The organism is Sporomusa sp., from assembly GCF_035561255.1.
Taxonomy (GTDB): Bacteria; Bacillota; Negativicutes; order Sporomusales; family Sporomusaceae; genus Sporomusa.
Genome location: NZ_DATMXX010000195.1, coordinates 1 through 4,515 on the forward strand (window position 1 = coordinate 1; position 4,515 = coordinate 4,515).

The 4,515-nt window shown below is 45.0% G+C and carries 3 protein-coding genes; 2 read left to right on the plus strand and 1 reads right to left on the minus strand.

Annotated features, from left to right (window positions below; all coding sequences use genetic code 11):
• The first annotated feature begins 132 nt into the window (after nt 1-132).
• Both VN379_RS10920 and VN379_RS10925 read left to right on the plus strand, forming a co-directional pair.
• On the plus strand, nt 133-2,058 hold the full coding sequence (locus VN379_RS10920; protein ID WP_325533705.1) for a methyl-accepting chemotaxis protein: 1,926 nt from the start codon (nt 133-135) through the stop codon (nt 2,056-2,058).
• A 132-nt stretch (nt 2,059-2,190) separates the two neighbouring features.
• The gene (locus tag VN379_RS10925; protein ID WP_325533706.1) at nt 2,191-2,550 is read left to right on the plus strand and encodes an arsenate reductase family protein; all 360 of its coding nucleotides are present in this window, start codon (nt 2,191-2,193) and stop codon (nt 2,548-2,550) included.
• Between the two features lie 5 nt (nt 2,551-2,555).
• On the opposite strand, the gene VN379_RS10930 is transcribed toward VN379_RS10925, so the two are convergent.
• Nucleotides 2,556-4,232: an ABC1 kinase family protein gene (locus VN379_RS10930; protein ID WP_325533707.1), complete on the minus strand. Its 1,677-nt coding sequence runs from the start codon at nt 4,230-4,232 to the stop codon at nt 2,556-2,558.
• Between the last annotated feature and the right edge of the window lie 283 nt (nt 4,233-4,515).

Sequence of the window (4,515 nt, forward strand, 5' to 3'; positions counted from 1 at the left end):
ATTTTGCGAAAGGAAAGATTATTTATGAAAATTACGAGTATGAAAAAAAGGCTTCTGCTAATCTTGCTTCCCTTTTTTATTCTGATTTTTGGGTTACTGCTGGGGGTTAATTATTATTGCGCAGAACAAGCTTTGCTGGCAAGTGTTGATGAGAATGCAATTGCGATTGGGAATGATTATTCTAATCGGATTGAGGCCTACGTACAGGGAGCAATGCTACAACTGGAGGCCTTTTCTACGACGAAAGCATTATACAATCCGGCTGATAAGCAGCAACTGCTGGCGGCTTTGCAGGATTGTGCAAAGCGTTTGGGTCACCTGGAGAATGTAACCTATATCGCTACCGATGGCTCGGCCCTTCGCCCTGATGGAACGACGACCCAGCTCGGCGAACGAGAATATTTTAAACAGGTTGTCGCCACCAAGAAGTCGCTGGTTTCTGAGGTTCTGGTTTCAAAAACTACCGGGAAAATTGCCGTAAATGTGGCGGTACCACTTCTTTATAACGATCAGTTGACTGGCGTGTTAACTGGTACCGTTTCCCTGGAGAAATTGACTGCCCTGATTAAAGACATGCAGTTCCTGGCTACCGGGTATGGAGCTATTGCCGACAATACCGGCAAGCTGATTATTCATCCCAAACTGCCGGAGCTTGTTGGTAAATTAAATTTTACCGAAAAAAAGGTGAATCCTGCGCTTAATATGAAAGAATCTGAGCTGGATGATCATTTTATCAGCCTGTTTAAAACAGCTGCTGAAACCGGCAAGCCAGTGAGGGGGACTTACAAATTTGTTGATGGCATAACTAAAATTGGTGTATTTACGCCAATCGTACTGCCGGGAAATCAGCAATGGATTCTGATTGTAACCGCACCGGAGGCTGAGGCCACGCAGGCGATAACCTCATTAACCTATGCAATGCTGACCGGATCCCTCTTGTGTCTTATTCTGGCTACCGTGTTTATCATCTTTATCAGTAGAATTCTTTCCAGGCCGATTAGCTTAATCAGGGACGAATGCCTGCTGTTAGCGCAGGGGGACCTTCGTGACCAGCCGGAACGGGTTTTTTCTCACGATGAAGTAGGGCAGTTGGCGCAAGGTTTTCAGGAAATGCGCAACAGCCTGAGAGCCCTGGTAACCAATGTACTTTCTCAGTCTGAATTATTAGCGGCTTCCAGTGAACAGTTAACGGCAAGTGCCCATCAATCTGCAGATGCGGCTAATCAGGTTGCCGGTTCGATCACGGAGATTGCCCAGGGGGCAGACAGCCAGGTAGCAGCAGTTGGTCAGATCACTGCAAGGTCACAAGCGATGGCTGAACAAGTAAATCAAATCTCACAAGCAACAAAAGAATTATCTCAAATTGCAGAAGATACAGCAGAGGCAGCAAAACAAGGCCGTAAGTCTGTTGATCAAACCGCAGAGCAGATGAGCGAGATCGGTGAGAACACAGATACTACCCAGGCGACAATTGAGGAATTAAGCAAAAGCTCCCAGGAAATCAGAGAAATCGTTACCCTCATAGCCTCTATTGCCGGGCAGACCAATCTACTGGCTCTAAATGCAGCAATTGAAGCAGCGAGGGCGGGGGAACAAGGACGCGGATTTGCGGTAGTAGCAGAAGAAGTCCGTAAGTTAGCCGAACAATCCAATCACGCTGCCAGTAAGATCAGTGCATTGATTGAAAAAAATGAGTCGAATCTCAACGAGGTTGTCATGATTACGAAAAATGGAACTGCCGGCATACAAACAGGTATTTCTCTTGTTCACAGTACCGGAGAGAGTTTTAACAATATAGCTGACTCCATTCTGGCCATAGCCAGGCAGGTTCAGGATATTGCGGCAGCGATACACCAGATCGATACAAGCAATGCAACCTTAGTTCAATCAATTCATGAAATTGATGCATCCAGTGCAAATGCTGCATCCCAGTCGCAGACTGTTTCGGCAGCGACTGAAGAGCAGTCGGCATCGATGCAACAGATTGCTTCATCCAGCCAAAGTCTGGCCGTACTGGCTACAGAATTACAGGCTGGCATAGCAAAATTCCGGTTATAACCGGATAATATATAGCTTGTTTCCTGTAAAAACTCCTGTCAGATCCAGTGGATTGGCAGGAGTTTTTTATTTAAGTGAGAAATATGCTGGTTAGATAATTAAAAGAATACACAGTATAGGAGCGTCATTAGCATGGATAAAAAACATCTTTTTATTTGCTACCCGAAATGCACGACTTGTCAAAAAGCAAAGAAATGGCTTGATGACAATGGTATCGAATATGAACAGCGGGATATTAAAGAGCACAACCCAACAGGTACCGAGCTGGACAATTGGTGGCGGAAAAGCAATCTTCCACTCCGCAAACTATTTAATACTAGCGGACTTTTGTACAAGTCATTGTCGCTGAAGGATAAACTGGCAAAAATGTCTGATGCGGAGCAGCTTGCTTTGCTTGCAACCGACGGGATGCTTGTTAAACGGCCGCTGTTGATTACCGGCGATAAAATCTTAGTAGGGTTTAAAGAACCGGAGTGGGAGGCTCTCCGATAGCGGGCTTAGAGCTTACCGGAACGGATAATCGCATAAAGCAGCCAAATAAACATGACCATGGCAATCGCGAAGCCAATTTCGACAATGGGAAGCTTCCACAACAGGGAATATTGCCCGGCAATACTTAAACTGACGATAATACTGGACATAATGAGACTAAACGCCAGCAGAATTATGCTGAAGGACAAGCGGTTACTAATCCGGTCCTGCGTCTTCAGGATATGTTCTATCTCTGGAATGGCAATCTCTAAATGCAATCGCCCGCGTCTGACAATCGAGCGTAATTCATGAAAATACTGCGGAAAACTGATGAACAGCTCACCAAAGTCGTTGATATTTTGTAATAATGCTTTCGTAAGATTTTTGGGATGCAGGCGTTCCAGCAACAATTTCTGGCCGAACGGCTCAGCAATATCAAGAATACTTAAACCAGGGTCCAGTTTTTCCACGACCCCTTCCATGGTAAGTAACGCCTTCCCTACTAATACCAGATCGGCAGGAATTTTTATTTTGTGCTTCAGGGAGACGGCAAATATACTGCTGATTGCTTCACCAAGACTGACCTTGCTTAACGGAACACCATAGTATTTTTCCTGTAATAGATCAATATCTTCTCTGAGCTGCAGCCTGTTGACCGTATCGGGGACAACCCCGATACGGAAAATGGCTTTGGTTAAGTCATCCGAGTTTTGACGCATTAAGCCGATAACTACAGAAGACAGGTTATACTTCATTTCAGCACTGAGACGGCCAACCATCCCAAAATCCAGAAAGGCAATGATTTCTCCCGGCAAAACGACGACATTCCCCGGATGCGGGTCACCATGGAAGAAACCCTCCATAAAGATTTGGTGAAAGATCCCTTTGGCAAAGCGCTCTGCTAAAAGCGAAAGATTATAGCCTTGCTGCTCTAATTTTTCGCTTTTGCTTATTTTGATTCCCTCGATATATTCTGCCGTTAACACTTTCCTTGTCGAATAATCCCAATAGACCTTGGGAACGTAAATCATGGGATTGTTGATAAATTGCTTTGAAATTTTTTCGGCATTGCGGGCTTCACTCGTATAATCAAGTTCGTTGCGAAGAGCTTTCGCGAACTCATCGATCATATCCACAAGTTGATAGGTTTCCGCCCAATGAAAGCGACGTTCCGCCAGGCTAGCCAGTTCATAAAGAATTTCCAAATCGGTTTCGATATCGGCGGCGATGTTTGGTCGCTGAATTTTTACCGCAACTGTCTCGCCTGTTTTTAAAACTGCCTGGTGAACTTGTCCGATAGAAGCTGCCGCCAGCGGCTCTGGCTCAAAATGCTGAAAGATTTCTTCCAGTGTTCCCCCTAACTCTGCTTGAAGCACAGAACGTACTTCTTCAAAGGGAAAGCCGGGTACCTTATCCTGCAGCTTTTCTAATTCGCCAATAATCTCCGGGGGAAGAAGGTCCGGCCGCGTACTGGCAATCTGACCTAGTTTGACATAGGTTGGCCCTAATTGTTGAAAAACCAACCTAATTCGCTCACCTACGCCCCCGGTATTGTTTTCGGTAAATACCGGCCGTACGCGTTGGTAATAGGGAACCTTCTGGGATAAACCCATCTCTTCCACAATATAGTCAAAGCCTTGACTTAGCAGCGCGGCAGCAATTTCACGGTAGCGATTAATGTGGCGCACTCTCTTTGCAAACATAAATACCCTCCTGACTTATTAACCCCCTGTTGGACACCGTTCTAAAGACGAATTTGAATAATATTACCTTTTGTAGCTGTGTATACTTGTCACTGTAAATCCATGATTTTCTCAGTATAAAACTCTACTCCAACAGGCATAGTAAAGCAATAAAAAAGCTATCATTTTTGAAAATGCAAAATAGCAATACCACTTTTAGAGGAAGTGAGCTTGTTGAAAAAAGTGGGCTTAGCTTTGTGCGGCGGCGCAGTAAGGGCGTTAGCCCATATTGGTGTGTTAAAGG